Origin of the sequence: Arenibacter certesii DSM 19833, assembly GCF_000429545.1 — a bacterium.
In the GTDB taxonomy this organism is placed as follows: Bacteria; Bacteroidota; Bacteroidia; order Flavobacteriales; family Flavobacteriaceae; genus Arenibacter; species Arenibacter certesii.
This window is the reverse complement of the sequence record NZ_AUCB01000067.1, coordinates 1-7,180: the sequence shown is the minus strand read 5'-3', so window position 1 is coordinate 7,180 and position 7,180 is coordinate 1. Positions and strand designations below refer to the sequence as shown.

Sequence of the window (7,180 nt, the reverse complement as noted above, 5' to 3'; positions counted from 1 at the left end):
TTCAGCAAATATGGTGCGGTAGGTGACGGTAAGGCAGATGACACCAGAGCAATTCAGGCCGCATTGGATGCAGAAGGTTCTTTAATTGCAAATGAAGGAGCAACCTTTAGAATAACAGGCAGATTGGATATAGACAAGCCGGGTAACCAAAAAATAGATTGGAACGGCTCTACTATAACCGTTACTTCAACATTATACCAAGCTATTGAGGTAAACAAGCCTTCAGGGAGAACTACAATGAGCGACCTAACGATTGATGGTGCAAAAAAATTAGCTGCTGGAATATTTATAAAAACCGTATCGGATTTTGACAACGTTGATGTTAAGTATCTGTACTCAACTACACAAACTACATGGGCATTTAGATACGAGGTAACCGATATCCCCAACAGCCAAGGAGACTCTAACTTTACTGACTGCGACTGTTACGATGTTGAAAGTAAAAGTAACGGAGTTATAGGAGATACACCTGGACCTTCAAGATGCCTGATTTTTAGATGGAACCATAGCGGATCCACTTCTAAAGTTACATTCAATGGCGGTGTTTGGGATGGAGCATGGGGGGATGATGGAGATATATTCCAGCATGAACAAAAAGTGACTAACATTCACGGCTCTAGATTAATTTTTAACAATACCGTAATGAAAAATTTTAGTCGTAGAATTGTAAAAGGCACAGGAGGCGGTGTTGAGTTTAACAATGTTACCTTCAAAAGTCCTAGCAAATCACATCCAAGATTAGTAAGTAGTGTGCCCTCTTCTGGAATGGTTGCAATGGGTAACTTCATAAATTCCCAAGATGCCCACGGAACAATTTTTGATGGGTGTACATTCGACAACAGCTTGGGATACGATGGACGTTTGGTGATAAACCGACAAGACGGCATCATAGTTAAAAATTCTACATTCATTAATGCTAGTGTCGCATTCACAACAAGAGTTGCTGATGTGGAAATATGTAACAATACCTTTGATTCTAAAAGTAGTATATATGGTTATAATATTAATAACGCTACGGGATACACCGGAATGATCTCAGTAGGCACTAATAATAATGGACCTACTGGTTTTATTAGACTCCCAGATGGCAAATACAAAATGACAAACTGTCAATAGAGATCATATAACAGTCAATTAAATTTATAAATAAAGGAGGTCGTCTAATAACTTTTTAGACGGCCTTTTGCTATTTAAGATTTCTCGGTTGTAGTTTCATTATATGAAGAATGTATTTGCTGAAAAATATCTTTATAACTGTGCGTTTATGATACTGTAATACCAATGAAAAAAACTTGGGTTTTAAGGAGGTTAGAATCCCCTTGGACGCAAGTAATCACTATTTTAAAGATTCAGAACTCCATACCAATCTTTTCCTAATTCCCAATGGTAGTTTCCGAATGGTAATTATCCATATAATTTTTCTCCCGTCAATATTAAAGTCCTTATGCAATCCAGAATAGAAGTCAATAATGACCTATTAAAGACTTGTTTGTAGAAACAATCTGCATTTTTCAAACTACATACTTACGTAACTTATTCTTATTGCTTAGCACTCAAAATGGATTATATAGCAACCCTTTGCAGTCCCTACCATTGTATTATCGTCTTAATAGCAAATTAGCTCTTAAACGAGACTAAACTTCTTTTATAATTTTATCAACTTCAAATCAGCATATTAAAAAAATGTCGTTAAAATATGGGGTATTATTGTTGTTTATTGCAAAGGAGGCCTACCAATTGATGATTAATTAAGGATTTATCTTATATTAAATACAGATATAGAAAAAAGTCACCTAACTCTCTTAGCAAATGATCATAGTTTTTATCCGCAATAAATATTAGCATATATCCTCCGTTTTAGAAAGGCAAACATTCTAAATCTTATCTGTAATTAAATAAGAGTCGAAACGCTGACTAATCCCTAAAACGATATTAAGAACACAATACTGAGGTTGCAATTTTGAATTTTTAGTGCATAGACCTCAAAAAAAAATTATTCAATCCTTAATCTATTGTCCCTTACTATTAAATGTGTCAAATCACGAAAAAACAATTCCGTTTCCATCGTTAGAGGTAGTATTTTAATTGAAAAAGCGCATTTCATCGAAAATTTTGGTATTTCATCAGCTATTTTAGAAAAAACAAATACTATTGCAGGGAATTAAACGTTCTAGAATTTCCCAAAATCTAAATTACTTATGACCTATCACCCCCCCGTATTTATCAGAATCATTCTGTTTAGTTTTTTCATTGTTCTTGGTTACGCCTGTAACAAGGATACCGATTTACTAGCAGAATATGTAGTCAACAAACCCGAATCGCTAGTACCAAATGACATGGTAATGACCTTACCTAACAATCCTATTGTAATAGACCCTTTAGGCAATGGCAGTAGCGAATTACCGGAAAACATATTAATAACTAATGTATCCCCACCAAAAATGGGCACTGCCGTAGTAAACGATGACAATACCATTACCTACACTCCGGATGAAAACAAAAGCGGTACGGACGTATTTGATTATTCAGCTACCGTTACCAAACCCGACAAGACTGTTAGTACGGAAACTGGCAACATCACAGTAAACGTTGCAGAAGCAGAAAAAACTCCAACTCCTACCCCAGCTCCTATCCCAGCTAATATTTATTACGTAACCACTTCAGGAAAAAGCTCTAATTCAGGAGATTCAGAAGACAATGCATGGAATATACAACATGCTTTTTCCACCGCAAAAGCTGGTGATATTGTGTATATAAAAGCTGGAAATTATGGCAGTCTTGAACTATCGACCAAAAATTCAGGAACCTCCGATAAGCCTATTAAATTTATTGGATACACCTCTAATGCTGGTGATTTGGTGAGCCAAGAAGGTTCTACCTTTAAATATGGCGATAAGTTAGATGCTTCTAAAATGCCAATTTTAATTGGTACTCTAGAAAAAACAGCTATAAATCTCCAAAATAATTATGTTCAAATTGAGAATTTCCAAATTACCAAATACAAGATGGCAATTACCTCCAAAGGACAACATGTAGTTATAAGAAACGTTATCGCTACCGAACTAGGAAAGCAAACTGAATATAGTGCTTATGACGGATGGGGTATAATAATTTATGGTGAAAATTCTTTACTGGAAAACAGTTTTGTTTTAAATGCAACTGCTGAAGCTATAAAATTATATGGAGCCAATAACTCTAGGGTTAACCATTGCGAGGTCCGTGCAGATAACCCCAGTAATCCAACAGATTACTACTTTTTAATAACTGGCGCAACCAAAAATTCCATAATTGAAAACTCCCATGCTGAGCGAACCCAAGGTTTAAAACATGGAGGTCATGGTTTTGACATGAAGGATCAGGCCGAATACAATACTTTTAAAAATTGCACTGCTGTTTATACAAGTTTCGAATTAAATTTTTCTGGAGTTAGATATAATACAATACAGAATTGCTCAATTTATGGGGCATCAACGGAACCAAAAGATTGGCATGCTAATTTGGTGATCTTTAACGGCGCTAACAATAATTTAATTAAAGATATGTATATCCAAGATACTTGGTCTGCTATAAGTTGGGGAGATTATGACGATGGATATGTTGGTCCTAACGGTGATAGAGATGAAGTTAGTTGTGGTTATGACAACACATTTGAAAGGATTACTGTTAGGAATACCAATAGAATTCTTAATGTAGGCGGGGGTACAGAATACACCGCTGCTGCTAAACGAAACACATTTATAAATTGTGATTTTTCAGATTTCGGATCGGTAGCAGTCACTTATTACCCAACAGAAGGCATAAAATTTAAGAACTGTAAATTTTCCAATGGAAAAAGTTTAATTACCGAAGCAGGTGGCCTCTATGCTCCCTATAGTAAAGCTGATATCATGTTTGAAAACTGTACTTGGAAGAATAATAGTTTTTCAGCCCCAAACTAAGATCAAAATTCCTAATTTGAATCCTCTGACCCAAGTCCTACCAAACAGAAATACAATAGTAAATCAAAAATTATAAAGAAGGTGTGATTTTTATCACACCTTCTTTATAACAATCCAATAAATTTAATTAAATTATTTTTATACATTTTGAGTTAATACTCATTAGAAAACTTCATAACGATTCAAACAAATCTTATCTAACATTCTATATGCAAACCAACTTATATTATTGAATCTAAAATTAATCTGCTAAAATTCTCTCTGGATTGAGCACAAGTGATTGGACTTTTCTAAATTATCCTAAGCGTAATACTATCAGTCAAATAACATTGTCTTAATCAAAATGCGCAACTAACAAAAGGTGTATTAATACTTATTTGTTATCAATGCAACCATACATTCGTTTCTAAATAACTCATGCGTTTTTCTGTGAATTGCACCTATTCAATTGAAACATATAGAAATTGGCCGTCAATACTCGAATAATTCAACTTGAATTAACTTTTGCATTTGATTCTTTTTAAACAAGGTTTATATTAAGTATCAAACAATTTTTGACCTCTCCTAAAATCGAATAATATTTTATCAGAATATTCTAAATCGTACGTAATACCCTACGCAACAATAGGTTTAGAGCACGACATACAGATTATTCTTATTATTTAAATATTAAAAATAATGTCAAATCTTAAAATTTTGGGTAGTTCGTCGAAACAATAGGTTATTTAGTCGATGTCTCTTTATTTTAAAATATCATTGCATTCCAAATTAAAACAATCCCTACCAAAAGTTAATTTTTACCCGGAAGTATTATTTCCGTAGTGAAATCTATGGTTTCACCTGCTTATTAAGTGTCATAAGATGTATCTGGTTATTAAAGAACCGTAATAATAGAAAGAAATACAAATTCAAATATTTATCCATTAACTATTTACTTCAATTTACTTACTATGAAAATTCAATTCCAACAACCCCTAAGAGCGGCATTAAGCTGTATGATTCTCTTCATGTTCTTCTCTTGTAGCAATGACTTGCTGGAAGAAACAGATACTTTACAAGCGATTCAGTATCAAGCCAAAACAACCCAAACCGTCACTTTAACACCACTACACGATGCGTTTATGCAGGGAAGCAGAAGCTACAATTCGTCTATAATTCGACTAGAGCAAAATAACCGTACTGGTTACCTCATGTTCGATCTTAGTAAAATAGATGGGCAAATCACTTCGGCGAACCTAGAATTTACAATTAGTTCCGATCCTGGACATGGGACTATAGAGGTTTATTTAGGTAAAGGCACCAATTGGACCGAAACCAATCTTACCGGCTCAAATAAGCCTAGTTCCGATTCATTTTTAGGTAGCATCAAAAAATCATATCCTTTGGGAAGTAAAGAGAAAATTTCTCTGAATGCGGAATCTTTTAACGCAGAAAAAACATCACTTATTCTCCTTCACAAAAATGGAAACGATTTGGCATTTGCATCTAAATCAACATCATCATCCCCTAAGCTAACTGTTACTTATAGCAGTTCCTCTACTAGCAGTCCCTCTCTTGACCCCGAAGCTAGTAAGCCAATCGCACCAGTGGCTAAAGGATATTTTGTAACCGTTAATGGTAGAGCTACAAATAATGGATTGTCCGAAAGTAGTGCATGGAATTTAGAGCATGCTTTTAAGGTAGCCAAAGCTGGAGATGTATTTTATATAAAGGCAGGCAATTATGGAAATCCAAAGTTAGTGCTATATAAAGGTGGTACAGCAGGGAATCCCATAAAATTTATTGGTTATAACAGAACCCCAGGGGATATTGTTAGCCACAATGGTTCTACCTTTAAATATAGAGACCAAGTTGATTCTAATAAAATGCCGTTACTAACGGCCTCTAGAGCTGCAACTGGCACAGCCATTATCCAATATGCAGACTACGTTGAGTTCGAAAACCTCCAAATTACAGGATATAAAACGGGAATACAATCAGACGGTAATCATGTAGTATTAAGAAATATTGTAGCCACAAATCTCGGAACTCAAAATTATAACACGTATAGCGGATTCGGATTAATGGTGACAGGGAATAACACTTTAGTAGAAAACTGCTACATTCTAAATGCTGGTGCAGAAGCAATCAAGTTGTTTGGCGCGAATAATAGTAGAGTAAACAACTGTAGTGTTTATAGTGATAATTCTAAAAACCCTACAGACTATTATTTTTTAATAGCAGGAGGCACAAACAACGCCATAATAGAAAACAGCGTTGCAAATAGAGCCGCAGGTTTAAGTCATGGAGGACATGGATTTACCATTAAAGATCTAGCAGAACGTAATACCATAAGAAATTGCACAGCATACAAAACTAATTTTGAACTAAACTTTTCTGGCGTAAGATTTAATACTATTAAAGACAGCTTTATCTACGGAGCCTCAACTAACGGTAATGATTGGCATGCTAATTTGAGCATATTTAATGGAGCAAACAACAACTTAATTAAAAACCTATATATTCAAGATACTTGGGCTGCAATTAATTGGGCAGAGTATAATGATGGTTATGTAGGGCCTGGAGGGGATAGAGATCAAGTAAGTTGTGGGTATGATAATACTTTTGATGGAATTACCGTCAAAAATACTAACAGAATTCTTAATGTAGGTGGGGGTACAAATTATACCGCTGCTGCAAAACGTAATACTTTTATCAACTCTGATTTCTCAAATTTCAGATCCTTAGCTGTTACCTACTATCCAACAGAAAATATAAAATTTACTAATTCTAAGTTTTCCAATGGTCAATATTTCGTCACGGAAGCGGGAGGAGCTTATGCTCGTTATAGTAAATTTAATGTAACCTATCAAAATTGCACATGGGTAAATAATAATTTTAGGGCTCCTAATTAATTCGAAATATTTCTAAGGCTAATGAGGTCGTCTAAAAACTATTTAGGCGACCTTTTATTTTTTGGTTTTTCTGATATTATTTTGAACTTGGTTTGTTAATTAGGTGATTAGTGGCCAGTTAAAATGAGTCAAAGCGATTCTTACATCGCTAAACTCACTTTTTTAAGGTTGTGCGCCATTGCAATTAGACCTATTTCTGTTTCTACTTTATCCAGACCTCTTAACATAAACCTTCTAAAGTCCATATTGTGTTTTATGTTGCCAAATACTGCCTCCACATCCCAACATCTTTGTTTTCTGTGAGCAATACCTTCTGGACTTAGTAACTTTTGTTTCGCCATTGCTTTA

At 34.7% G+C, this 7,180-nt stretch carries 4 protein-coding genes; 3 read left to right on the top strand and 1 reads right to left on the bottom strand.

Going from position 1 to position 7,180, the window contains the following annotated elements; all coding sequences use genetic code 11:
* The 3 genes from G466_RS24165 to G466_RS0118630 all read left to right on the top strand — a co-directional run.
* Positions 1 to 1,116 (top strand): hypothetical protein (locus tag G466_RS24165; RefSeq protein ID WP_026814980.1); only part of this gene is annotated, 1,116 nt, incomplete at its 5' end.
* A 1,082-nt stretch (positions 1,117 to 2,198) separates the two neighbouring features.
* Entirely contained in the window at positions 2,199 to 3,938 is a 1,740-nt protein-coding gene (locus G466_RS0118635; RefSeq protein WP_026814979.1) for an Ig-like domain-containing protein, read from the top strand.
* A 950-nt stretch (positions 3,939 to 4,888) separates the two neighbouring features.
* Positions 4,889 to 6,832, top strand: coding sequence for a CBM96 family carbohydrate-binding protein (locus G466_RS0118630; protein WP_157374041.1), 1,944 nt, complete (start codon positions 4,889 to 4,891; stop codon positions 6,830 to 6,832).
* Between the two features lie 140 nt (positions 6,833 to 6,972).
* Here G466_RS0118630 and G466_RS0118625 read toward each other — a convergent pair.
* A partial coding sequence (locus G466_RS0118625) for a transposase (RefSeq protein ID WP_026814977.1) occupies positions 6,973 to 7,180 on the bottom strand: 208 nt, incomplete at its 5' end.